The following is a 23,416-nucleotide window of genomic DNA, read 5'->3' on the forward strand; positions in this document are numbered from 1 at the left end:
CCGGCATACGAAAGTGGTTTGTGACGATGGCTTCGACCAACGACCTGAAGAACGGCATGGTGCTCAACATCGAGGGACAGCTCTGGTCCGTCGTCGAGTTCCAGCACGTGAAGCCCGGCAAGGGCCCGGCGTTCGTGCGCACCAAGCTCAAGGCAGTCCTGTCCGGCAAGGTCGTGGACAAGACGTTCAACGCCGGCACCAAGGTCGAGACGAGCAACGTCGACAAGCGCACGATGCAGTACCTCTACAAGGACGGCACCGACTTCGTCTTCATGGACACCGACACCTACGACCAGATCCAGGTGTCCGAGGCCGTCGTCGGCGACGCCGCCAACTACCTCCTCGAGAACCAGAACGCGATCGTCGCCACCAACGAGGGCCTGCCGCTCTACGTCGAGCTGCCCGCGTCGGTCGTCCTCGAGATCACCCACACCGAGCCGGGCCTGCAGGGCGACCGCTCGACCGGCGGCACCAAGCCGGCCACCCTCGAGACCGGCGCCCAGATCAACGTGCCGCTCTTCCTCGAGTCCGGCACCCGCGTCAAGGTCGACACCCGCGACGGGTCGTACCTCGGCCGCGTCAACGACTGAGCGGACGCGAACTCCCTTGGCAGCACGCAGCAAAGCTCGTACCCGGGCCCTCGACATCCTCTTCGAGGCGGACCAGCGCGGCCTCAACGCCGAGACGCTCCTCGACGAGCGCCTCGCCGACCGCGAGTCGCGCGCGGCGAACAACCCCTACACGTCGGAGCTCGTGCGCGGGGTGGTCGCCAAGTGGAACGACATCAACGCGGCGCTGACCGACTACAGCCAGGGCTGGACGCTCGAGCGGATGCCTGCCGTCGACCGCGCGATCCTGCGGCTCGGTGCGTGGGAGGTCCTCTGGAACGACGAGATCCCCGACGGGGTCGCGATCTCCGAGGCCGTGGCCCTCGCCACGGACCTGTCGACCGACGAGTCGCCGGCGTTCGTCAACGGTCTGCTGGCGCGTCTGGCCGAGGTCAAGGCGACCATCGTCTGACACCCCACACGTCCGCCACGAAGCCGTCCGTTCGCGGGCGGCTTCGGGCGTTCTCGGGCGCAGGCGTATGCGTGGATGGCTTCCGAGAGGGCACTGCACCGACGGACCGCCACGACACGGCGTCGGCGTCGGGTCCCAGCACGGGCGGCCGTGTTCGTGGCGGTCGGTCGGTTCGCGGCAGGCGACGTGCCGAGGTCTGGACCGGTGTCGGGGGCTCGCTGCGCCCGGGTTAGACTCCCTCGCGGAACATCCTTTAACCACCGTCCTGTGAGGCGGGGAAGGAGGTCCGGCGGCGATGGCTTGCCCTGACCTGAGTGCACCCGACCATTCACCGACAGATCGCTCGAGCATCCCCGACGACGCTCGCGACGTCATGACCGAGGGCGACATCTCCCGGGCGCTGCGGCGCATCGGTCACGAGATCCTCGAGCGCAACAAGGGCAGCGAGGGACTCGTTCTTCTGGGCATCCCCTCGCGCGGGGTCCCGCTGGCGCGCCGACTCGCAGCCGCCATCGAGCAGGTCGAGGGGTCTCCGGTCCCCGTCGGCGAGCTCGACATCACGCTGCACCGCGACGACCTGCGCCGCAACCCGGTGCGCACTGCGCACCGGTCGCGCATCCCGGCAGGCGGCATCGACGACCAGGTGGTCGTCCTCGTCGACGACGTCCTCTACTCCGGCCGCACGATCCGCGCCGCCCTCGACGCGCTGTCCGAGCTCGGCCGGCCCCGCGCCGTGCGCCTCGCGGTCCTCGTCGACCGTGGCCACCGCGAGCTGCCGATCCGCGCCGACCACGTGGGCAAGAACCTCCCCACCTCCCGGGACGAGCGGGTGCACGTCCGGGTCGCCGAGGTCGACGGCCTCGACGTCGTGCGGATCAGCGGGGGTGACGCCCGGTGACCAAGCACCTGATCTCCTCGGCCGACCTCAGCCGCGCCGAGGTCGAGGACATCCTCGAGACCGCGTCGTCGATGCACGACCTCCAGCGCCGCGAGGTCAAGAAGGTGCCGACCCTGCGCGGGCGCACCGTCATCAACTTCTTCTTCGAGGACTCGACGCGCACCCGCAGCTCCTTCGAGATCGCGGGCAAGTGGATGTCGGCCGACACCATCAACCTCTCGGCCAAGGGCTCCTCGACGAGCAAGGGCGAGAGCCTGCGCGACACCGCCATGACGGTGGATGCGATGGCCGTCGACGCCCTCGTCATCCGCCACAACGCGTCCGGCGCCTGCCACCAGGTCGCGCAGTGGGTGCGCTGCAGCGTCATCAACGCGGGGGACGGCACCCACGAGCACCCCACGCAGGCCCTGCTCGACGCATACACCCTCCGCACGCGTCTGGGTGACCTCGACGGCAAGCACGTCGTCATCGTCGGGGACCTCACGCACTCCCGCGTCTTCCGCAGCAACGTCATCACGCTCAAGACGCTCGGGGCGCGCGTCACGGTCGTCGCCCCACCCACCCTGATGCCCAGTGGCATCGCGGCGTGGAGCGCAGCCGACGGGTTCGCGACGAGCTGGGACCTCGACCCCGTCCTCGACGGAGACAGCGAGCACGGTCCCGTCGACGCCGTCATGATGCTCCGCGTCCAGCGCGAACGGATGAGCGGCGGCTTCTTCCCGACAGCCCGCGAGTACACCGTCGGCTACGGCCTGACCCGCGACCGGCTCGAGCGTCTCGTCGCCCGCAACGACGACGTGCTCGTGCTCCACCCCGGCCCGATGAACCGAGGCCTCGAGATCGCGCCCGAGGCGGCCGACTCGCCGCAGTCCGTCGTGCTCGACCAGGTCTCCGCCGGTGTCGCGGTCCGGATGGCCGTGCTCTACCACCTGCTCGCGGGCGACGACACGCCCCCGGTCGTCGCCGGAGCCGTCCCCGCCACCGAAGGAGCCGTCCGATGACCCGCCTCGTGATCCGCGGCGCCCGACTCCTGGGGGCCCAGGCCGCCGACCTGCTCGTCGAGGACGGCGTCATCACCGAGGCCGGCTCGGTGTCCGCCCCGGCCGACGCCGAGGTGCTCGACGCCGACGGCCTCGTGGCCCTGCCCGGCCTCGTCGACCTCCACGTGCACCTGCGCGAGCCGGGCCGCGAGGACGCCGAGACCATCGCCACCGGCTCAGCGGCCGCGGCAGCCGGCGGCTTCACGGCCGTCTTCGCCATGGCCAACACGAGCCCCGTCACGGACACCGCCGAGGCGGCCGAACGCGTCCTCGACCTCGGCCGCGCCTGCGGCCTCACCGAGGTGGTCCCCGTCGGTGCCGTGACGAAGGGGCTCGAGGGCGCCGAGCTCGCCGAGCTCGGCCTCATGGCCCGGTCGCGCGCGAAGGTCCGCGTCTTCAGCGACGACGGCCACTGCGTCCACGACGCGCGCATCATGCGGCGCGCCCTCGAGTACGTCAAACCCTTCGATGGCGTCATCAGCCAGCACGCCCAGGACCCGCGCCTCGCCGGCCGCGAGGCCTGCTGCCACGAGGGCGAGGTGTCCGGTCGTCTCGGTCTGCCCGGCTGGCCGGGCATCGCCGAGGAGTCGATCGTCGCGCGCGACGTCATGCTCGCCCGGCACACCGGCTCACGCGTCCACGTCGCCCACGTCTCCTCCGCGGGCACCGTGGAGGTCATCCGGTGGGCCAAGGCCCAGGGCATCGCGGTCACGGCCGAGGTCACGCCGCACCACCTGGCCCTGACCACCGACCTGCTCGTCGGGTACGACCCCGTCTTCAAGGTCAACCCGCCGCTGCGTGCGACGGAGGACGTCGAGGCGCTGCGCGCGGCCCTCGCGGACGGCACCATCGACGCCGTCGCGACCGACCACGCGCCGCACGCGCGCCACGACAAGGAGCACGCCTTCGTCGACGCGGCGTTCGGCATGCTCGGCCTCGAGACGGCCCTCTCGGTCGTCAGCGACGTCATGGTCCGCTCGGGCCTGCTCGGCTGGGCCGACGTCGCCCGGGTCATGTCGAGCGCGCCCGCCCGTATCGGCGGACTTGCCCACCAGGGAAGGGAGCTCGCCGTCGGCAGCCCTGCCCACATCACCCTCGTCGACCCCGACCGCAAGGTCACGGTCGACGCCGCCGCGAGCCGCAGTCGCTCGCGCAACAACCCGTGGCACGGGCGCACCCTGCGTGGAGCCGTCCTGGCGACGGTCCACGCCGGCCGCGTCACCCACGACGTCCGCAACGGGGCGGACACCCGACGAGAACTGACGAACGCAACGACCACGGGAGCTGACCTGTGACCACCCAGACACCGCTGACCGTGCCGAGCCGCGACAGCCGGCCTCGGCGTGCGCGAGTGGGGGCGACGCTCGTCCTCGAGGACGGGCGCACGTTCCGGGGGGCGTCCTACGGCGCCCTCGGCGAGACCGTCGGGGAGGCGGTCTTCTCCACCGGCATGACCGGCTACCAGGAGACCCTCACCGACCCGAGCTACCACCGCCAGGTCATCGTCATGACGTCGCCGCACGTCGGCAACACCGGCGTCAACACCGAGGACGACGAGAGCACCCGCATCTGGGTCGCCGGCTACGTCGTGCGCGACCCTGCGATCCGCTCCTCGAACTGGCGCGCCACGCGTGAGCTCGAGGACGAGCTCGTCGACCAGGGCGTCGTCGGGATCTGCGACCTCGACACGCGGGCCCTGACCCGCCACCTGCGCGAACGCGGAGCGATGCGGGTCGGCATCTTCAGCGGCGACGCCGCCGACCGTCCCGACGCCGAGCTGCTCGACGCGGTGCGCACGAGCCCCCAGATGGCCGGGGCCGCCCTCGCCGCGGAGGTCACGACCGCCGAGCCGTATGCCGTCCCTCCCGTCGGCGAGAAGCGCTTCACCGTCGCCGCCATCGACCTCGGCATCAAGGCGATGACGCCCGCGCTCATGGCCCGGCGCGGCATCGAGGTGCACGTGCTGCCCGCGACCGCGACGATCGACGACGTCCTCGCCGTGGGGGAGTCCGGCCCGGACGGGGTCTTCTTCTCCAACGGCCCCGGCGACCCGGCCACCGCCGAGCACGAGGTGGCGCTGCTGCGCGAGGTCCTCGACCGCGGCATCCCCTTCTTCGGGATCTGCTTCGGCAACCAGCTCCTCGGCCGGGCCCTCGGCTTCGGCACGTACAAGTTGAAGTACGGCCACCGCGGCATCAACCAGCCGGTCATGGACCGCACGACCGGCAAGGTCGAGGTCACCGCGCACAACCACGGCTTCGCCGTGGACGCCCCGCTCGACAAGGACAGCGACACGGCATACGGCCGCGTGCGCGTCTCACACGTGTGCCTCAACGACGACGTCGTCGAGGGGCTGGAATGCCTTGACCTGCCTGCCTACTCGGTGCAGTACCACCCGGAGGCCGCAGCGGGCCCGCACGACGCGGCCTACCTCTTCGACCGCTTCGTGGAGCTCATGACCACCAGACAGACCGACCACCAGAAGCAGGGAGCGAGCGCCTGATGCCCAAGCGCGACGACATCACGAGCGTCCTCGTCATCGGGTCCGGCCCGATCGTCATCGGCCAGGCCTGCGAGTTCGACTACTCCGGCACCCAGGCGTGCCGGGTGCTGCGCGAGGAGGGCATCCGCGTCATCCTCGTCAACAGCAACCCGGCGACGATCATGACCGACCCCGAGTTCGCGGACGCGACCTACGTCGAGCCGATCACCCCCGAGGTCGTCGAGGCGATCATCGCCAAGGAACGCCCCGACGCGGTGCTCGCGACCCTCGGCGGCCAGACGGCGCTCAACTGCGCGATCGCCTTGCACGACAACGGAGTTCTCGAGAAGTACGGCTGCCCACTCATCGGCGCCAACGTCGACGCGATCAACCTCGGCGAGGACCGCGAGAAGTTCAAGGGCGTCGTCGAGCGCTGCGGCGCCGAGTCGGCCCGCTCGATCATCTGCCACACGATGGACGAGCTGCTCGCCGCCGCAGAGGATCTCAGCTACCCCGTCGTCGTCCGGCCGTCCTTCACCATGGGTGGCCTCGGGTCGGGTTTCGCCTACGACGAGGCGGACCTGCGACGCATCGGCGGGCAGGGCCTGCAGTACTCCCCGACGACGGAGGTGCTCCTCGAGGAGTCGATCCTCGGCTGGAAGGAGTACGAGCTCGAGGTCATGCGCGACCACGCCGACAACGTCGTCGTCGTCTGCTCGATCGAGAACCTCGATCCCATGGGCGTGCACACGGGCGACTCCATCACCGTCGCTCCCGCGCTCACGCTGACCGACCGTGAGTACCAGCGGCTCCGGGACATCGGCATCGCCATCATCCGCGAGGTCGGCGTCGACACCGGCGGCTGCAACATCCAGTTCGCCGTCAACCCGCGTGACGGGCGCATCATCGTCATCGAGATGAACCCCCGCGTCTCGCGGTCGTCGGCACTGGCCTCCAAGGCGACCGGCTTCCCGATCGCCAAGATCGCCGCGAAGATGGCCATCGGCTACACGCTCGACGAGGTGCCCAACGACATCACGCGCGAGACGCCGGCGAGCTTCGAGCCGACGCTCGACTACGTCGTCGTCAAGGTGCCCCGCTTCGCCTTCGAGAAGTTCCCGGCCGCCGACCCGACGCTGACCACGACGATGAAGTCGGTCGGCGAGGCCATGGCGATCGGGCGCAACTTCACCGAGGCGCTGCAGAAGGCCCTGCGCTCCCTCGAGAAGCGCGACGCGACCTTCCACTGGCACGGTGAGGTCACCAAGGTGGCGGCCGAGCGCGCCCTGGAGGAGGCGAAGGTCCCCACCGACGGGCGAATCGTCTTGGTGCAGCAAGCGCTCCGCGGCGGATGCACCGTCGAGGAGGTCCACGAGGCCACCGGCATCGACCCGTGGTTCCTCGACCAGATCGCTCTGATCAACGACGTCGCGGCGATGCTCGCCGAGGCCGGGCAGCTGACGCCCGACCTGCTCCGGCTCGTCAAGCGCCACGGCTTCAGCGACGCGCAGGTCGCCTCCATCCGGCGTATGCCGGAGGCCGTGGTCCGTGGCGTGCGCCACGCCCTCGGGGTGCGCCCGGTCTACAAGACCGTCGACACGTGCGCGGCCGAGTTCGCGGCCACGACGCCGTACCACTACAGCTCCTACGACGAGGAGACCGAGGTCGAGCCGCGGGAGCGTCCGGCCGTCATCATCCTCGGCTCGGGCCCGAACCGCATCGGACAGGGCGTCGAGTTCGACTACTCCTGCGTCCACGCGTCGTTCTCCTTGCGCGACAAGGGATTCGACACCGTCATGGTCAACTGCAACCCCGAGACCGTGTCAACCGACTACGACACGAGCAGCCGCCTCTACTTCGAGCCGCTGACGCTCGAGGACGTCCTCGAGGTCATCCACGCCGAGGCCCAGGCCGGCCCGATCGCCGGCGTCATCGTGCAGCTCGGTGGCCAGACGCCGCTCGGTCTGGCGCAGGCCCTCGAGGACGAGGGGGTGCCGATCGTCGGCACGTCCCCGAGCGCCATCCACCTCGCCGAGGACCGTGGTGCCTTCGGCCAGGTGCTCGCGAAGGCGGGCCTGACGGCCCCGAAGCACGGGACGGCATACAGCTCCGACGAGGCGCTCGTCATCGCCCGCGAGATCGGCTACCCCGTCCTCGTGCGCCCGTCCTACGTCCTCGGCGGCCGCGGCATGGTCATCGTCTACGACGACGACTCGCTCGTCACCTACGTCGAGAAGGCCACCGAGGCCTCACCCGACCACCCGATCCTCGTCGACCGCTTCCTCGACGACGCGATCGAGATCGACGTCGACGCCCTCTTCGACGGCGAGGACATGTATCTCGGCGGCATCATGGAGCACGTCGAGGAGGCCGGCATCCACTCGGGCGACAGCTCGTGCACGCTGCCGCCCGCGACGCTCGGGGACGGTGAGCTCGAGCGTGTCCGTGTCGCCACGCGCCGGCTCGCCGAAGGCATCGGCGTCCGTGGCCTCATGAACGTCCAGTTCGCCCTGGCGCAGGACATCCTCTACGTCATCGAGGCCAACCCCCGAGCGTCGCGCACCGTGCCGTTCGTCGCCAAGGCGACGGGCGTGCCGATCGCGAGCGCCGCGGCCCGCGTCATGCTCGGCGCGACGATCAAGGAGCTGCGGGAGGAGGGCATGCTGCCCCCGACCGGAGACGGCGGCCGGATGCCCGACCACGCCCCCGTCTCGTGCAAGGAGGCGGTCCTGCCGTTCAAGCGCTTCCGCACCAAGGAGGGCGTCGCGGTCGACTCGCTGCTCGGCCCCGAGATGCGGTCGACCGGCGAGGTCATGGGCATCGACGTCGACTTCGGGTCGGCCTTCTCCAAGGCCCAGCAGGGCGGTGGCTCGGCGCTGCCGCGCTCCGGCGCGATCTTCGTGTCGGTCGCCAACCGCGACAAGCGCGCGATGCTCTTCCCGGTCAAGCGCCTCGTCGACCTCGGCTTCACCATCCTCGCCACGAGGGGTACGGCTGCGGTGCTCAAGCGCAACGGCATCGAGGCCACCCTCGTCCGGAAGATCACCGAGCGTGACGGAGAGGCGCCGGGAGAGAAGTCGATCGTCGACCTCATCCTCGACGGCACGGTGCAGATGGTCGTCAACACGCCCTCGGGACAGGATGCGCGGGCCGACGGCTACGCCATCCGTGCCGCGACGACGAGTGCCGACAAGCCCATCATCACGACCATCGCGACGCTCGCCGCGGCCGTGCTCGGGATCGAGGCCGGACTGACCGAGGAGATCCGCGTCAAGTCCCTCCAGGACCACGCGCGCGACCTCGACCTCTACGGGCGGCGCGAGACCGTCGCCGCCACCGCGGGAGTCGGCGCATGAGCGAGCGCCAGCTGCGCGCCCGTGTCACCCAGGAGGTCGCGGAGGTCATCGCGACCCGTCGGGTCGGGGCCTACCAGCACCTCACCCTCGTGGCGCCAGGCGTCGCCGAGCTCGCCCGCCCGGGCCAGTTCGTCGCCCTGGCCGTCGGCGGCGAGACCTCCGGGACGCTGTTGCGCCGGTCGTTCTCGATCCACAAGGTCAGCCCCAGCGGCACCTACGGCGGCACTGTCGAGATCGTCGTGTCCGCCGTCGGCGTCGGCACCCGGTGGATCGTCGAGCGCGCCCCGCACGACACGATCGACGTCGTCGGACCGCTCGGCAAGGCGTTCCCGCTGCCCACCGCCCCGGTCGCCTGCGTCCTCGTCGGTGGCGGCTACGGCAGCGCCCCGCTCTTCTGGCTCGCAGCAGAGCTGCGCGAACGTGGCTGTCACGTCGAGATGGTCCTCGGCGCGGCCAGTGAGGACCGGCTCTTCGGCGTCGTCGAGGCCCGACGCAGCTGCGACGGGGTCACCGTGACGACCGACGACGGCTCGGCCGGACAGCGGGGCTGGGTCAGCGACCCGCTCCCCGAGATCATCGGCCGCACCGGGGCGGGCGTCGTCTACGGCTGCGGACCCATGGGGATGCTCGAGTCGGTCACGCGGGTCGCGCAAGCGCACGGCGCCGTGGCCCAGGTCGCCGTCGAGGAGTCGATGGCCTGTGGCGTCGGTGTCTGCATGACCTGCGTCATGCCGGTCGTCGGCCCGGACGGGAAGACCCGGATGGTGCGGTCGTGCGTCGAGGGACCCGTCTTCCGCGGTGACCGCGTCCGCTGGGACGCCTTCGACGGAGGTCATGCCCGCGTGCCGGACGACGCCGTCGGCGCACCGAAGGTGGGTGGCCACTGATGGTGGACCTCTCCGTCGACCTCGGGGGCGGGCACCGCCTCCCCAACCCGCTCATGACGGCCTCGGGCTGCGCTGCGAACGGCAAGGAGCTGCACCGCTTCTTCGACGTCGCCGACCTCGGGGCGTTCGTGACCAAGTCCGTCATGGCCGACCCTCGATCGGGTCGCGGCACCCCGCGGATGGCCGAGACACCCTCCGGGATGCTCAACTCGATCGGCCTGCAGGGGCCCGGCATCGAGGCGTTCGTCGACGAGGACCTGCCGTGGCTCGAGTCCGTGGGCGCCCGCGTGCTGCCCTCGATCGCCGGCAGCTCGAGCACCGAGTACGCCCATGTCGCGGCCACCCTGCGCGCGAGTCGTGCCTTCGACGCCGTCGTCGGTGTCGAGGTCAACATCTCGTGCCCCAACGTCGCCAACCGCGGTCTCGTCTTCGCCTGTGACCCCCTGGCCTCGGCCAAGGTCATCGCGCTCGTGCGCGAGCAGCTCCCGCGACACATCCCGGTCTTCGCGAAGCTGAGCCCGGACGTCACCGACATCGCGGCCATCGCAGCAGCCTGCGTCAAGGCCGGCGCCGACGGCCTGACGATGATCAACACGCTGCTCGGCATGGTCATCGACACCGACCGGATGCGGCCGCAGCTCGGCGGCATCACCGGCGGTCTCTCGGGCCCGGGCATCCGTCCCGTCGCGGTGCGCGCCATCTGGCAGGTGCGCCAGGCGATGTTCGAGGGACGCATCAGGACGGTGCCGATCATCGGGGTCGGGGGAGTGCGCACGGGGCGCGACGCCCTCGAGCTCGTCGCGGCCGGAGCGAGCGCGATCCAGGTGGGCACGGCCGTCTTCAACGACCCCTCGGCCCCGGTCCGGGTCCTGCGCGAGCTGTGCGAGCTGCTCGAGGCCAAGGGCTTCGAGCGGTTCACCGACGCCGTCGGCGTCGCGCACGCCGCTGACGAGCCCCGACCCGGGCCACCGAGCCCCACCACTCGACAACGAACGGAGACCGACGAATGAGCAAGGCCTTCGGGGCCCGCCTCCACGAGGCCATGGCCACGCACGGCCCGCTGTGCGCCGGGATCGACCCCCACCGCGCGCTGGTCGAGGCGTGGGGACTGACCTACGACGTCGCAGGGCTCGAGCGGTTCGCGCTGACCTGCGTCGAGGCGTTCGCCGGCCGGGTCGCCGTGGTCAAGCCGCAGTCGGCCTTCTTCGAGGTCTTCGGCAGCCGCGGGCTCGTCGTCCTCGAGCGGGTGCTCGCCGAGCTGCGCGAGGCGGGGACGCTGACGATCCTCGACGCGAAGCGCGGTGACATCGGGTCGACGATGGCGGCATACGCCCAGGCCTACCTGGGACCGGACGCCGTCGCGCCGCCGGACGCGCTCACCGTGAGTCCCTACCTCGGCTACGAGTCGCTGCGCCCCGCGATCGACCTCGCGCAGCAGAACGGGCGCGGGCTCTTCGTCCTGGCCCTGACCTCCAACCCGGAGGGTGCCGGTGTCCAGCACGCCGTGCGGGACGGCGAGTCCGTCGCGGCGTCCGTCGTGCACGGCGCCCGGGACGACAACGCCGCTGCGCGGGCCCGGGGTGAGCTCGGGAGCATCGGTCTCGTCATCGGTGCGACGGTCGGTACCGCGGTCACCGACCTCGGGCTCGACCTCGTGGAGGCCGCGACCCCCGTGCTGGCTCCCGGCTTCGGCGCGCAGGGCGGGACGGTCGAGTCCCTCGCGGCGACCTTCGGCGCCGCGCAGGGCCAGGTCCTGGCCTCGTCGAGCCGGGAGATCCTCGGGGCGGGACCTGACCCGAGCCGTCTCGTCGCGCAGACCGAGCGCGTCCTCGAGTCGCTGCGCGGCTGACGCCTGGCCAAGAGCGGTCAAGACCGGCCAAGGCCGACTGAGGCCGACTGAGGCCGACCGCGGCCGACCCCGCGTTGCGGCGCGCGCCGCCAGATCGCTAGGTTCGGCGGAGACATCACGAGACGTTGAGAACGACGGGGGCGCGGCACGCTTCCCGAAAGCAGCAAGGAGACCGAAGACCGTGGCGCTTCCACCGCTCACCCCGGAGCAACGGGCCGCAGCACTCGAGAAGGCTGCAGCCGCCCGTCGGGAGCGAGCTGCGGTCAAGAACCGGCTCAAGTACTCCAGCGGCTCGCTCGCCGAGGTCCTCGAGGACGGCAAGGTCGACGCGGTCATCGGCAAGATGAAGGTCACCGAGCTGCTCGAGTCGATGCCCGGTGTCGGCCGCGTCAGGGCCAAGGCGATCATGGCGGAGGTCGGGATCGCCGAGTCCCGCCGCGTGCGGGGTCTCGGTGCCAACCAGGTCGCGGCGTTGCTGCACCGCTTCGAGAAGCCGTGATGGCGGCGGACGCACCCTCGACCGCGCAGCCCCAGCACGAGCCAGCCGGGCGTGCCCGCGGCCGCCTCACGGTGCTCGCCGGCCCGACCGCGGTCGGCAAGGGCACCATCGCCGCCTATGTGCGCACCCACTTCCCGGGCGTGTGGTTCTCGGTCTCGATGACGACGCGGAGTCCCCGGCCCGGCGAGGTCGACGGCGTCCACTACCACTTCGTGGACGACCACGAGTTCGACCGCCTCGTCGAGGCGGGCCAGTTCCTCGAGCACGCCGTCGTGCACGGCGCGGCCAAGTACGGCACCCCGCGCGGACCCGTCGAGCGGGTCATCAGCGAAGGCCGCGACGCCCTGCTCGAGATCGACCTGCAGGGAGCCCGTCAGGTGCGGGAGACGTGGCCCGAGGCCCTCTTCGTCTTCCTCGCGCCGCCGAGCTGGGACGAGCTGGTGCGCCGTCTTGTCGGTCGCGGCACCGAGGACGAGGCCGAGCGGGAGCGTCGGCTGTCCACCGCCCGTGCCGAGCTGGCTGCCCAGAGCGAGTTCGACGAGGTCGTCGTCAACGACGATGTTCGTCGCGCCAGCGAAGAACTCGTATCATTGATGAGATCGGGACGCGCCGACCGGTGAGTCCCGCCCTGATGTGTGCCAGCCCACGGCATACGGCCGCGTGGCCGTCGTCGCGTCGCACACCTCACGCCCGCTGAAACCAACGAAACGAGATCACTGTGTCCGGTACCCAGGCAGCTCCCATCGGCATCACCAACCCGCCGATCGACGACCTCCTGACCGTTGCCGACTCGAAGTACGCGCTCGTCATCTACTCCGCCAAGCGCGCGCGCCAGATCAACGCCTACTACTCCCAGCTGCAGGAGGGCCTGCTCGACTACGTCGGCCCGCTCGTCGAGACCGAGGTCCACGAGAAGCCGCTGTCGATCGCGCTGCGCGAGATCAACGAGGGCCTGCTGACCTCGACGCCCACCGAGGCCTGAGCACCCCGACGAGGCCGGAGCAGCCGATGCGCGTCGTGCTCGGGGTGAGTGGCGGCATCGCCGCCTACAAGGCGTGCTCGCTGCTCCGGCTCTTCACCGAGCACGGGCACGACGTCACGGTCGTGCCCACCGCGGCGGCGCTCGAGTTCGTGGGCGCCCCGACGTGGGCTGCCCTGTCGGGCAAGCCGGTCAGCACCGAGGTGTGGTCCTCGGTCCACGAGGTTCCGCACGTGCGCATCGGCCAGTCCGCCGACCTCGTCGTCGTCGCGCCGGCCACGGCCGACCTCCTCGCGAAGGCCGCGCACGGGCTCGCGGACGACCTCCTGACCAACACCCTGCTCACCGCCCGGTGCCCCGTGGCGTTCGCGCCGGCCATGCACACCGAGATGTGGGAGCACCCGGCCACGCAGGCCAACGTCGCCACCCTGCGCTCGCGCGGTGCGCACGTCATCGACCCCGCCGTGGGCCGCCTCACGGGCAAGGACACCGGCTCCGGCCGCCTCCCCGAGCCCGAGGTGTTGTATGCCGCGTGCCTCGCCATCGTCGAGGGTGGCTCTCCCGCTCCGGCGGCGGCACCCACCCGCGATCTCGAGGGCCGCCGCGTCGTCGTCTCCGCCGGCGGCACCCGCGAGCCGCTCGACCCGGTGCGCTACCTCGGCAACCGCTCGTCCGGCAAGCAGGGCGTGGCCATCGCGCGTGCGGCGGCCGAGCGTGGGGCCAAGGTCACGCTCGTCGCGGCTACGATGACGGTCCCGGTGCCCGAGGGCATCGATGTCGTAGCGGTCGAGACGACCCTCGAGCTGCAGCGTGCGGTCGAGGAGGCCGCCGACGGCGCTGACGTCGTCGTCATGGCCGCGGCCCCGGCCGACTTCCGGCCCGCGTCGGTGAGCGAGAGCAAGATCAAGAAGTCCGACCCCGACGGCGGCCTGACGGTCGAGCTGGTCGAGAACCCCGACATCGTCCGCGCCCTGGTCACGGCACGCGACGCCCGCGGGAGCCGGGAGCCGCTCGTCGTCAGCTTCGCGGCCGAGACGGGCGACGCCCAGGGCAGCGTCATGGACCACGCCCGCGCGAAGTTCGCCCGCAAGGGCAGCGACCTGCAGGTCGTCAACCAGGTCGGCACCGACCTCACCTTCGGCAAGGACGAGACGACCGTGCACCTGATGCTGCGCGGCAGCGACGAGGTGACCACGGTCGGACCCGCCTCCAAGGACGCCGTGGCGGACGCGCTGTGGGACACCATCTCGCCGCTGCTGGACTGAGCACTAGACTCTCGCCCCAACGCGGGCGCGTGCCCCGCGGGAGGCCCGCCCGGGCTCCGCGCAGCACCCGCGCCGCACGCATACGAACCGCACACCACCCCGCACACCACCCCGCACCCGAGCTAGGGAGAGCAAGTGTCCGCACGGCTGTTCACGTCCGAGTCCGTCACCGAGGGACACCCGGACAAGATCTGCGACCAGATCAGCGACTCGATCCTCGACGCCCTCCTCACCGACGACCCGCAGGCGCGCGTCGCGGTCGAGACGATGGTCACGACCGGGCTCGTGCACGTGGCTGGTGAGGTGTCGACGACGGCCTACGTCGAGATCCCGAGGATCGTGCGGGAGACCATCCTCGAGGTCGGCTACGACGGGTCGCAGAAGGGCTTCGACGGGCGCACCTGCGGTGTCTCGATCTCCATCGGGGCGCAGTCGCCCGACATCGCCCAGGGCGTCGACACCGCCCACGAGCACCGCAGCGGCGAGGTCGGCGACCTTCTCGACAAGCAGGGCGCCGGCGACCAGGGCCTGATGTTCGGCTACGCGTGCGACGACACGGCCGAGCTGATGCCGCTGCCGATCCACCTGGCCCACCGTCTGTCCGAGCGGCTGACCCAGGTGCGCAAGAGCGAGGAGCTCGCCTACCTGCGCCCCGACGGCAAGACCCAGGTCACCATCGCCTACGAGGGCGACAAGGCCGTGTCGCTCGACACCGTCGTCCTGTCGACCCAGCACGCGCCGGACGTCTCGCTCGACGGCATGCTCGAGCCCGACATCCGTGCCCACGTCATCGAGCCCGTGCTCGCCGAGCTCCGCGAGAGCGGCACCGACCTCGACGTCAGCAGCTACCGGGCGCTCATCAACCCGACCGGGCGCTTCGAGATCGGCGGCCCGATGGGTGACGCCGGTCTGACGGGCCGCAAGATCATCGTCGACACCTACGGCGGCATGGCCCGCCACGGCGGCGGTGCCTTCTCCGGCAAGGACCCGAGCAAGGTCGACCGCTCGGGCGCCTACGCGATGCGCTGGGTCGCCAAGAACATCGTCGCGGCGGGCCTCGCGCGCCGCTGCGAGGTGCAGATCGCGTACGCCATCGGCAAGGCCCAGCCGGTCGGCCTCTACGTCGAGACCTTCGGTACCGAGACGGTGCCCGTCGACAAGATCCAGCAGGCCATCGGCGACGTCTTCGACCTGCGCCCGGCCGCCATCGTCGACGCGCTCGACCTGCTGCGCCCGATCTACAAGCCGACCGCCGCCTACGGCCACTTCGGCCGCACCAAGGCCGACGGCGTCGAGAACCCCTTCACATGGGAGCGCACCGACCGCGTCGAGGCCCTGCGCAACGCCGTCTCCGGCTGAGGATAGGTTCGCCCTCGTGGGCGACGACAACGACGAAACCAAGCAGCGACCGGCCCGTGGGCCGGTCGCTGCCGTCGTCGTGGAGACCCCGCTCGCGCACCTCGACCGCGTCTTCGAGTACGCCGTCCCCGACGCGCTCGACGCCGATGCCGTCCCCGGGGCCCGGGTGCGGGTGCGCTTCTCGGGCCGCGAGCTCGACGGCTTCGTCGTCGAGCGCCGTGAGCAGCCCCAGCACGATGGCCGGCTGACGCCGCTGCGCCGCGTCGTCAGCGCGGAGCCGGTGCTGACCCCGGAGGTGCTGGCCCTGTGCCGGGCCGTCGCCGACCGGTATGCCGGCACGCTGAGCGACGTGCTGCGCCTGGCGGTGCCGAAGCGCCACGCCACCGCAGAGCGCAACCTGGCCATGGAGGCGCCGCTCGTCGAGGAGGTGGCGGCGCCCGGGCCGGGCCCGTGGGCGGCCTATCCCGCAGGTCCGGCGTGGCTGCGCCGCGTCGCGTCGGGCGAGGGACCTGCGGCGGCGTGGGCCGCGCTCCCGGGTCGGACGGGTGACGCCGACTGGCCCGCGGCCCTTGCCGTCGCAGCCGTGACAGCGCTGGCGGCGGGCCGTGGCGCGCTCGTCGTCGTCCCGGACCACCGCGACGTCGACCGCCTCGACGCGGCGCTCACGGCCCTGCTCGGCAAGGGGCGGCACGTGCGGCTGACCGCCGACCAGGGGCCCCAGGCCCGCTACACCGCGTGGCTCAAGGTGCTCCGGGGGCACGCCAAGGTCGTCATCGGCACGCGTGCCGCGGCGTTCGCCCCGGTGCACGACCTCGGGCTCGTCGCCTGGTGGGACGACGGCGACGACCTGCTCGCCGAACCCCGCGCCCCCTACCACCACGTCGGCGTCGTCCTCGGCCTGCGGGCGGCCGCGACGGGCGCCGCGCTGCTCACCGGCGGCTTCGGGCGCAGCCTGCGGGTGCAGGTGGAGGTCGAGGCGGGGGCGCTCGTCCCCGTCGAGGCCGACGCGGCGGTCCTGCGTGCCGCCGCGCCTCGCGTCACGATCGCGGGCGAGGGCCTCGACGAGGAGCGCGACGGACCGGCCGCCCGTGCCCACATCCCGTCCCGCGCGTGGCGTGTGGCCAAGGACGCCCTCGTCGACGGGCCAGTGCTCGTCCAGGTGCCACGGCGCGGCTACCTCCCGTCCCTCAGCTGCGCCGAGTGCCGCACGCCGGTCCGGTGCGCCCGCTGCCAGGGGCCGGTGGCCCTCGGGGCCTCGGGCACGGCCCCGGCGTGCCGGTGGTGCGGCCTGGTCCTCGCCGGCCACGGTTTCGAGTGCGACCACTGCGGGTCGCGCCGGTTGCGCTCGTCGATCACCGGCGCGAAGCGCACCGCCGAGGAGATCGGCCGTGCCTTCCCGGGCTTCCCGGTCCACACGTCGGGCTCCGGGGAGGTGCTCGCCGCCGTCGGCCGGGAGCCGTCCCTCGTCATCGCCACGCCCGGCGCCGAGCCTGTCGCCGACGGAGGCTACACCGGCGTGCTGATCCTCGACGCGTGGGCGAGTCTCGACCTGCCCACCCTCGATGCACCGCTCGAGGCGCTGCGCCGGTGGATGGCGGCTGCCGCCCTCGCGAGGGAGGGGCGTGCCGTCGTGCTGAGCGGCGCCCCCGAGGCCGTGGCGCTCCCGGCCGTCGAAGCCCTCGTGCGGTGGGACCCCGCGTGGCTCGCGGCCCGCGAGCTCGCCGAACGGCGCGAGCTCGGCCTGCCGCCCGCCGTACGCGTGGCGCAGCTGACCGGCAGCCGCCGGGCCCTCGAGGAGGCGCTCGGGCAGGCTGACCTTCCGGCGGCAGCCCAGGTGCTCGGGCCCGTGCGGCTCGCGAACGCCGGAGCGCCGCCGCGTCGCCCGCCAGGAGACGGTGAGTCCGAGCGAGCCCCTGCCGACCACCACGTGCTCGCGCGGGTGCCCGCCTCCGAGACGCAGTCGCTGACGCGGGCCCTGCTCGCGCTCAAGGCGTTTCGTTCGGCGCGCAAGGAGACCGACGTCGTGGCCGTGCGGGTCGACCCGCTCGACATGTTCTGACGGGTGGTGCTGGGCTGCGGCGTGGCCGTGACAGAGTGACGGCATGTCCGATCGCGAGCTCGACATCGTCCTCTACGGCGCCACCGGCTTCGTCGGGGCCCTGACCGCCGCCCACCTCGCCCAGCACGCGGGACCCGGCGTGCGGATCGCCCTCGCAGGGCGCTCGCGGTCCAAGCTCGAGGCGCTCCGGATCGAGCTGGGTCCGACGGCGTCGTCGTGGGAGCTCGTCGCGGTCGACGCGACCGATGCGCCGGGTCTGCGCGGCCTGGCGGGGCGCTCCCGTGTCCTCGCCACGACCGTGGGTCCCTATGCGACCCATGGCAAGGAGGTCGCTCGCGCCTGCGCGGAGTCCGGGACGCACTACGCCGACCTGACCGGAGAGGTGCTCTTCGTCCGGTGGTCGCTCGACGAGCTCGACGCCCGGGCCCGGGAGACCGGGGCGGCCATCGTGCACGCGTGCGGCTTCGACTCCATCCCGTCCGACCTCGGGGTGCTCACGACGGCCAGACGCGTCGCCGCGGACGGGGAGGGCACCCTGGCCGAGACGACGCTCCTCGTCCGGTCGCTCAAGGGCGGCTTCTCCGGTGGAACCATCGACTCGGCCCGCCAGCAGGCCATCACCGCTCGTGCCGACGCCCGAGCCCGGGCGGTTCTCGGCGACCCGTATGCGCTCAGCCCTCGGCGTTCCGAGGAGCCCGCGTCCGGCCGACGGCCGGCCGGCGGCATCGCCGGGGTGGCTGGGGTTGCCGGGGTCGTGGACCGGCTGCGCCGGCTCGTGCCGGTCGACCGGGACCCGGCCACGGGCCGGTGGACCGGCCCGTTCGTCATGGCGTCGTTCAACACCCGCATCGTGCGACTGTCCAACACGCTGACCGACTGGTCCTACGGACGCGAGCTGCGCTACCGCGAGGCGACCGACTTCGGCTCGGGTCCGATGTCGCCCGTGATGGCCGGTGGCATGGCCGTGGGTCTCGGGGGCGTGGTGGCCGGCATGGCATACCGCCCGACCCGTGCGGTCATCGACCGTTTCCTGCCCAAGCCCGGCGAGGGCCCGAGTCCCGAGACGCAGGCCGCCGGCCGCTTCCGGCTCGACATCCGCTCGACGACGACGACCGGGGCGCGGTACCGCACCCGGGTCGGCGCCGACTACGACCCCGGCTACGGCGGCACGGCGGTCATGCTCGGTCAGACGGCACTCGCCCTCGCCCTGGACGACGGGCTTCCCCGACGGGTCGGGGTCTGCACACCAGCCACGGCGCTCGGGGAGGTTCTCGTCGAGCGACTGCGCGCGCAGGGGTTCACCTTCGACGTCGAGCGCGAAGGGTAGGACCGGCCGGGCGGTGTCGGCCTGCGCCTCCGGCTCCGCAACTGACCAGGTGGCGGGTTGTCGTGCTCCGGCACGGCATGGCCCGCAACAAACCACCACGTGGCTCAGTGTCGCGGCGCATCCGGTGCCGACGCGGCGACCTGATCGCTGGGATGGCGTCCGAGCTCAGGGGGCGGCGAGCAGGGTGAGTGCGTCCGCCACGCGACCGATCTCGATGCTGGCCGGTCTCGTCCGCGGATCGTCGTCCGCGCGGGCGGCGACCAACGTGCTCACGCGTTCCCGGGCCTCGACCACCGCAGCACCCGACTCGGCGGGGGCGGGGAGCGCGGCGAGGTCGGCAAGGCTGCGCGCCTGTGCCGCCAGCTCGCAGCAGCCCGAGGCCAGCTCGGGCGAGGTGATCCCGGACTCGGCCACCTCGACGGCGAGAGCGCGCGCGTGCCCCCCGCACGCGCCGAGCACGCTGAGCCGGTGGCGCAGCCGACCGCGGTCGACCCCGACCAGCCCTCCGCGGGCGACGGAGCGGTACGTGTTGACGACCTGCCGCCCCCACGCGTCCAGAGCGACCGCGAGGGCCAGGAGGTCACGGTCCGGGTCTTCTCGCAGGTGGTCTGCGCAGCCCTCCAACAGGTCGGCCAGCTGGAGCAGGAAACCGGACCGGGCCGCGCGGGCCGTGGCTCGGGTCCCGGTCGGCAGCACGAGGATCGAGACGGCGACGCCGATGGCTGCCCCGGCGGCGGTCTCCTCCAGGCGCAGCACGAGGACGGCGTCGGTGAACGTGTTCAGCAACGTGTACATCTGCCCCAGGAGCAGCGTGATGAAGAAGATCATGGCGGCGTACGACAGCCGCTGGACGTAGAAGGCCAGGAAGATGCACGCGAACAAGGCGGTCACGGCCACGGTCGGGTGTCCGGTGGTCACGTGCGCCAGCCCGATGGCTCCGACGAGCCCAGCCATGGTGCCGGCCACCCGGGCGAAGCTGCGTCGGATCGTCTCGCCGGCGTTGGAGGCGCCGGTGAAGGCGATGAACGCGGCGATGACCGCCCAGTAGTACCGCTGCGCCGAGATGACCTCGCCGACGATGATGGCCAGCGCGGCTGCCAGCGCCGCCTGCACCGCCTGGCGCGTGGTCAGCTCGAGACGCGCGAAGGGCCACCGTCCCTGGCCGCGGGACTCCTCGACCATGTCGGATGCCACGGCCGCCGAGCCCGGCAGGTTCCCGGCGAAGAGCGTGATGACCGGCTCGAAGTCCGCGTCGTCGTCACGGCCGGCGTCGCCGGCATCAGCGGCGTCGGCGGTGTCGAGCGGGTCGCTGCCCGAGCGGGCGGCGCCCTGGTCGTCGAGCCGCCCCGCGTCCCACTGCTCCACCAGCTGCAGCAGGTCCGCCGCCGCCCAGGTGAGCCTGCGAAGGCCGGGCAGCTGTGGCGCGGGCTGCTGCTCGAGAGTGCGGACCCAGTGGCGCGCCCGATCGCCGGCACCCCACCCCAGGACCTGGAGCAGACGGCGGATGTCGTCCAGCTGCCCGGGCGGCAGCTCGTCCTTGTGCCGCGCGAGGTCGACCACCGCGGCGGCTGTCTCGTCCATGGCGATCTCGATGTCGACGGCCCACCGACGCACCTGCCCTCGCCGCAGCCCTGCGGGAACGGCGCGCGGGTCGGCGAGCTGCCCGTCCATGAGCAGCGCGATCTCCGAGAGCTGCACCAGCTGCGTTCGCAGCCGGCGTTGGGGACCGACCGCGTCCGGGTCCTCGAGGACGTCGAGCATGGCCGCGATGCCGGCCCGCGCGCGGGCGCGAAGCGCCTCGACGGTCCGGCGCAGGCGTACACGCGGGTTGCCGCGCAGCACCGTCAGAAGCAGCAGCGTCACCCACATCGACGCGACGACGACCGCACCGAGCAGGAACGGCAAGGCGCTCAGCGGTGGGTGCAGGAAGAGCGCGAAGAAGAAGCCCTGCCACGCCAGGAACCCGTAGGTGAACCACCGCACGCCGAACCGGCGCACCCAGACCGCCGCGAAGGAGACCACGACGAAGGTCACGAGGCCGAGCACGTGACGGGTGGAGGTGACGACGCCCAGGGTCACGCCGACCGAGGCGGCGAGCGGCACGCCCGCCATCGTGCCGAGCGTCGCGGTCCGTGAGGGCTCGCTGACGAGGGTGGAGACGAGCATGGCCACGATCGCCCCGACGAGGACGGCCATGGTGGCAGGCACACCCAGCGCACCGGCATACCGGGACTCGACGAGCACCGTGGTGCCGACAGCGAGCACCGCCCGGAGTCCCTGGCGAAGTCGTCCGAGCCCGGGGTCAGAGGCGACGAGTCGGTCGCGGGAGTCGCGCAGCCCCGTCCTCAGGCGACCGGCGCCGAGCTGCGGCAGCACCCTGGACCAGCCGGGGGCAGGGGTGGGGTGCACAAGAGCGGATCATTCCAGACGACACCGGGGGTGCCGGTGGTCAGGTCGGCTCCAGCACCAGCATCCGGCCGCGCACCTCGCCAGCGGCCAGCAGGGCGCCCATCCGGCCCGACTGCTCCTCGGCAGTCTGCCAGCGCGGGTCGTCACCGTGTCGGCGCTCGAGCTCCCGCTGGACCGTGGCCATCACGTCCTCCCAGTCGGCGGGGAACGCGGCGAAGTGGTCGGTCCAGCCACTGTCCTGCACCCGCAACGATGCGCGGTCGAGCATGCTCTCGAGCGCCGCGACGGTGGGGAAGTCGTTGCCCTCCGGTGCCTCCAGCCGCAGGTCCCCCGCGTGGGAGGCGCAGTACACGATCAGGCCGAAGCGGGCCCCCGGGTGCAGCACTCGTCGGATCTCCGCGAGGTATGCCGGCTGGTCGTCCACCGTGCAGAGCACCCCGAGGCTCCATCCGAGCTCGACGGCCCCCGTCGCGATCGGCAGCTGGGTGCCGGCCTGCAGGGCCGGCAGGCCGAACAGGGAGCGGGCTGCCCGGCACGCCCCGGGCTCCGGGTCGGTCAGCACCGGGCGGACGCCCGTCTCCCGCGCCGCGAACGCAGCCGGGCCGCCCACACCGGCACCGCAGTCGAGGAAGACCTGGTCGCTCTCGGGCTCCAGGTGGTCGAGCAGCCAGTGCAGGGCGCCCGGGCTGCCGCTCCCGCGGCATCCCGCCGGGATGCGCTGCGCCGGCTCGAGGCCAGCGACGACCTCGGCGGTCCACAGCGCCACGGTGTCGAACTCGGCATCCATGGAGTCGGTGGAGTCCGTGGACTGCGTCGGGTCGGGGGAGGTGCTCACTGCTGGGCTCCTTGCGTTGCGCGGATTCGACGTCCGATCTCGGCCTGGATCTCGGCGGCGGCCTGCACGCCCTCGGACGACGCGAGGCCGGAGAGGTTCACCCCCGCCACGCCTGGCATACCCAGCAGCAGGGCCGCCTCGTCCACCGCGGCCGCGATGCCGGCTTCGACCGGGTCGGCGGCCGTCAGCACGGTCTCCCGGCGCTCCAGCGCGATCTCCAGTCCCGGCAGGGCGGCCAGCACGTCGGCCGAACGCTGGTCGGTGAAAACGACGACCGAGGCGATGACCGGCATGCGCAGCCCTGCCGCGCGGGCGGAGGCGAGGAACTCGAGCAGCTGCGCCCCGGTCGGCACGTGGTTGAGCGCGCCCACCCGGGCTCCCGCCCGCTGCTTGTGCACCAGCCTGGCGGGCCGCAACGCCACGGGCCGGGCGGTCGGGGTCTCGGCCACCGCGACCGGCAGCCCCAAGGAGGCGGTCAGTGCAGCCAGTCGCGTGCCGTCCAGGTCGAAGGCCTGGGTCACGTCCGGCCGCACGTCGTACGCGCGGCCGTCCCCGGTGACGCACAGCACCGTGGCGAGCCGGTCGAGCGCGAGGGCCCGGAGCTCCTGCTCGAGCGAGAGCCGGTTGCGGTCGCGGCAGGCCAGCGTCACCCAGGGCACGGCGCCGGCGTCGGCGATCAGGCGGGCCAGGGTGCTGGGCGGGAAGTCGATGCGGTCCTGGTGGTCGCCGACGAGCAGCGCATCGCAGCTCCCGGCCAGCACCCGGGCGGTCGCCCGGAGGGTGGCGGCGTCGGCCGGGGGCACGCTCAGGTCGGTCAGGATCGTCGGCACCCGCCACCCGTCCGGTGCCTGCGACGGCCGGTCGGCGGCGGCTGCGTCCGTCTCGGCGAACACGTCCTGCGGGAAGGCCCGGAGAGCGTCGAACACGCACGGGGCCGCCGCCACCATCTCGCAGCTCCCGTCCTGGCGGACGCCTCCGCAGGGGCCGTAGACCATCCGCTTCGGACAGCCGGGCACGCGCTGCTGGGAGAGCTCCACGCCGCCCAGCCTGTCACCCTCCGGCGCGGGGTCGGCTGCTGGGCCGCGACCGACCACGGCGCCGACCCCCAAAGGGTTGCTTGACGGTTGAGCCCGCGAGACGGCATACTCCCAA

General features: G+C 72.4%; 20 protein-coding genes. 17 read left to right on the plus strand and 3 right to left on the minus strand.

Going from position 1 to position 23,416, the window contains the following annotated elements; all coding sequences use genetic code 11:
* Positions 1-26: 26 nt before the first annotated feature.
* The 17 genes from efp to AC1DIW_RS15545 all read left to right on the plus strand — a co-directional run bounded on the left by efp (position 27) and on the right by AC1DIW_RS15545 (position 19,020).
* A complete protein-coding gene (efp, locus tag AC1DIW_RS15465; protein WP_442277979.1) occupies positions 27-590 on the plus strand; it encodes an elongation factor P in 564 nt (187 codons plus the stop codon).
* A 16-nt stretch (positions 591-606) separates the two neighbouring features.
* The gene (gene nusB / locus AC1DIW_RS15470; RefSeq protein WP_478109258.1) at positions 607-1,020 is read left to right on the plus strand and encodes a transcription antitermination factor NusB; all 414 of its coding nucleotides are present in this window, start codon (positions 607-609) and stop codon (positions 1,018-1,020) included.
* 295 nt (positions 1,021-1,315) lie between these two features.
* Entirely contained in the window at positions 1,316-1,918 is a 603-nt protein-coding gene (gene pyrR / locus AC1DIW_RS15475; protein WP_442277981.1) for a bifunctional pyr operon transcriptional regulator/uracil phosphoribosyltransferase PyrR, read from the plus strand.
* Positions 1,915-2,919: an aspartate carbamoyltransferase catalytic subunit gene (locus AC1DIW_RS15480; RefSeq protein WP_478109260.1), complete on the plus strand. Its 1,005-nt coding sequence runs from the start codon at positions 1,915-1,917 to the stop codon at positions 2,917-2,919. The genes pyrR and AC1DIW_RS15480 overlap by 4 nt, the downstream gene beginning before the upstream one ends.
* Positions 2,916-4,253: a dihydroorotase gene (locus AC1DIW_RS15485; RefSeq protein WP_478109262.1), complete on the plus strand. Its 1,338-nt coding sequence runs from the start codon at positions 2,916-2,918 to the stop codon at positions 4,251-4,253. The genes AC1DIW_RS15480 and AC1DIW_RS15485 overlap by 4 nt, the downstream gene beginning before the upstream one ends.
* The gene (gene carA, locus AC1DIW_RS15490; RefSeq protein WP_478109264.1) at positions 4,250-5,461 is read left to right on the plus strand and encodes a glutamine-hydrolyzing carbamoyl-phosphate synthase small subunit; all 1,212 of its coding nucleotides are present in this window, start codon (positions 4,250-4,252) and stop codon (positions 5,459-5,461) included. Before AC1DIW_RS15485 ends, carA begins: the two co-directional genes overlap by 4 nt.
* Complete coding sequence (carB, locus tag AC1DIW_RS15495) at positions 5,461-8,796, plus strand: carbamoyl-phosphate synthase large subunit (protein ID WP_478109265.1); 3,336 nt, start codon at positions 5,461-5,463, stop codon at positions 8,794-8,796. The genes carA and carB overlap by 1 nt, the downstream gene beginning before the upstream one ends.
* Positions 8,793-9,683 (plus strand): dihydroorotate dehydrogenase electron transfer subunit, encoded by an 891-nt coding sequence (locus tag AC1DIW_RS15500; RefSeq protein ID WP_478109267.1) that lies wholly within the window; start codon positions 8,793-8,795, stop codon positions 9,681-9,683. The genes carB and AC1DIW_RS15500 overlap by 4 nt, the downstream gene beginning before the upstream one ends.
* On the plus strand, positions 9,683-10,693 hold the full coding sequence (locus tag AC1DIW_RS15505; protein WP_478109269.1) for a dihydroorotate dehydrogenase: 1,011 nt from the start codon (positions 9,683-9,685) through the stop codon (positions 10,691-10,693). Before AC1DIW_RS15500 ends, AC1DIW_RS15505 begins: the two co-directional genes overlap by 1 nt.
* The gene (gene pyrF, locus AC1DIW_RS15510; RefSeq protein ID WP_478109271.1) at positions 10,690-11,532 is read left to right on the plus strand and encodes an orotidine-5'-phosphate decarboxylase; all 843 of its coding nucleotides are present in this window, start codon (positions 10,690-10,692) and stop codon (positions 11,530-11,532) included. Before AC1DIW_RS15505 ends, pyrF begins: the two co-directional genes overlap by 4 nt.
* Positions 11,533-11,713: 181 nt before the next feature.
* Positions 11,714-12,031, plus strand: coding sequence for an integration host factor, actinobacterial type (gene mihF / locus AC1DIW_RS15515; RefSeq protein ID WP_030201881.1), 318 nt, complete (start codon positions 11,714-11,716; stop codon positions 12,029-12,031).
* Positions 12,031-12,651 carry a guanylate kinase gene (gene gmk / locus AC1DIW_RS15520; RefSeq protein WP_478109273.1) on the plus strand — a complete coding sequence of 207 codons (621 nt, stop codon included), beginning with the start codon at positions 12,031-12,033 and terminating at the stop codon, positions 12,649-12,651. Before mihF ends, gmk begins: the two co-directional genes overlap by 1 nt.
* Positions 12,652-12,749: 98 nt before the next feature.
* Complete coding sequence (rpoZ, locus tag AC1DIW_RS15525; protein ID WP_030201887.1) at positions 12,750-13,013, plus strand: DNA-directed RNA polymerase subunit omega; 264 nt, start codon at positions 12,750-12,752, stop codon at positions 13,011-13,013.
* 26 nt (positions 13,014-13,039) lie between these two features.
* Positions 13,040-14,275: a bifunctional phosphopantothenoylcysteine decarboxylase/phosphopantothenate--cysteine ligase CoaBC gene (gene coaBC / locus AC1DIW_RS15530; protein ID WP_442277990.1), complete on the plus strand. Its 1,236-nt coding sequence runs from the start codon at positions 13,040-13,042 to the stop codon at positions 14,273-14,275.
* 135 nt (positions 14,276-14,410) lie between these two features.
* A complete protein-coding gene (gene metK / locus AC1DIW_RS15535; protein WP_442277991.1) occupies positions 14,411-15,634 on the plus strand; it encodes a methionine adenosyltransferase in 1,224 nt (407 codons plus the stop codon).
* A gap of 16 nt (positions 15,635-15,650) precedes the next feature.
* Positions 15,651-17,693 carry a primosomal protein N' gene (locus AC1DIW_RS15540; protein ID WP_478109276.1) on the plus strand — a complete coding sequence of 681 codons (2,043 nt, stop codon included), beginning with the start codon at positions 15,651-15,653 and terminating at the stop codon, positions 17,691-17,693.
* 43 nt (positions 17,694-17,736) lie between these two features.
* Positions 17,737-19,020, plus strand: a complete 1,284-nt coding sequence (locus tag AC1DIW_RS15545) for a saccharopine dehydrogenase family protein (RefSeq protein ID WP_478109278.1) — start codon at positions 17,737-17,739, stop codon at positions 19,018-19,020.
* A 165-nt stretch (positions 19,021-19,185) separates the two neighbouring features.
* Here the strand turns inward: AC1DIW_RS15545 and AC1DIW_RS15550 are convergent, their stop codons facing one another.
* From AC1DIW_RS15550 to AC1DIW_RS15560, 3 genes are read right to left on the minus strand one after another with little or no spacing between them, the layout of a single operon-like run.
* Positions 19,186-21,429, minus strand: coding sequence for an FUSC family protein (locus tag AC1DIW_RS15550; RefSeq protein WP_478109280.1), 2,244 nt, complete (start codon positions 21,427-21,429; stop codon positions 19,186-19,188).
* 40 nt (positions 21,430-21,469) lie between these two features.
* Positions 21,470-22,264, minus strand: a complete 795-nt coding sequence (locus AC1DIW_RS15555) for a class I SAM-dependent methyltransferase (protein WP_478109282.1) — start codon at positions 22,262-22,264, stop codon at positions 21,470-21,472.
* Positions 22,261-23,301 (minus strand): methylenetetrahydrofolate reductase, encoded by a 1,041-nt coding sequence (locus tag AC1DIW_RS15560; protein WP_478109284.1) that lies wholly within the window; start codon positions 23,299-23,301, stop codon positions 22,261-22,263. The genes AC1DIW_RS15555 and AC1DIW_RS15560 overlap by 4 nt, the downstream gene beginning before the upstream one ends.
* Between the last annotated feature and the right edge of the window lie 115 nt (positions 23,302-23,416).

It is taken from the genome of Terrabacter sp. 01T434 (genome assembly GCF_056398545.1).